Source organism: Aeromonas sp. 601039 (genome assembly GCF_049174415.1).
Taxonomy (GTDB): domain Bacteria; phylum Pseudomonadota; class Gammaproteobacteria; order Enterobacterales; family Aeromonadaceae; genus Aeromonas; species Aeromonas veronii_A.
Window position 1 is genome coordinate 1 of record NZ_JAAKTL010000052.1, and the last position, 900, is coordinate 900.

Consider the following 900-nt stretch of genomic DNA (forward strand, 5'->3'; position numbering starts at 1 on the left):
TCAAAGGCTTTTCGAGGTTACCGACGAGGTTGTTTGCGTTGCCGCTTGCCCTGTCGATGGAGGCGCATTATAGGGAGTGAATTCGTTCTGGCAAGGGGATAATTGCAAAAAGATGGCTTTCATCGTTCAATCGCTCGCAAATCCACCAATCAGCATATTTAACCGGCGAAATTAGCTCGCTGCAGGCACCGCGACGGCAAAATCATACAGATTGTCATATATAGCATCTGCGAGTGCGCTACCCACTTCGGTGACCGGCTTACCGGTTCTGACCATGATTTTGTGACCAACCCCGGCATTGATGGCTGCTTTCAGATCGGAAGGCTTGTCACCAACCATATAGGAACGACTCATGTCGATCCCCAGTTCCTGTTGCGCCAACAGCAGCATGCCTGGCTCCGGCTTGCGGCAGTCACAGGATGCACCATGCTCCGGATGATGCGGGCAGAAGTAGATACCATCAAGGTCCACATCACGATCGGCCAGTGACCAATCCATCCACTCGGTCAGGTTCATGAAATCATCTTCGGTGAAATAACCGCGAGCAATTCCTGACTGGTTGGTCACCACAACCAGCATATAGCCTTTCTTTTTGAGGAGCTGCAAGGCATCTATCACTCCGGGCAGAAAATGGAAGTCATCGACCTGACTGACATAGCCAGTGTCTTCATTGATGACACCGTCACGATCCAGAAAAATGGCGGGTTTGCTCACGGAAACTACCTCTATCAATGGTTTTGCCCAGTATCTCACAGGGCAGATAAAGCCCAAAAACAAAAGGGGCAGCCGAAGCCACCCCTTTCATGTGTGCATTTAAAGTATCGATTAAGCGATAACTTTAGCTACAACACCAGCACCTACGGTACGGCCACCTTCACGGATAGCGAAACGCAGGCCGTC

At 50.7% G+C, this 900-nt stretch carries 2 protein-coding genes; both read right to left on the reverse strand.

Annotated features, from left to right (window positions below; all coding sequences use genetic code 11):
• Positions 1–171 precede the first annotated feature (171 nt).
• Positions 172–714, reverse strand: a complete 543-nt coding sequence (gene gmhB / locus G5195_RS20145; protein ID WP_421223956.1) for a D-glycero-beta-D-manno-heptose 1,7-bisphosphate 7-phosphatase — start codon at positions 712–714, stop codon at positions 172–174.
• Positions 715–825: 111 nt separating this feature from the next.
• On the reverse strand, positions 826–900 hold a 75-nt coding region (locus tag G5195_RS20150; RefSeq protein WP_197724836.1), incomplete at its 5' end, for a hypothetical protein.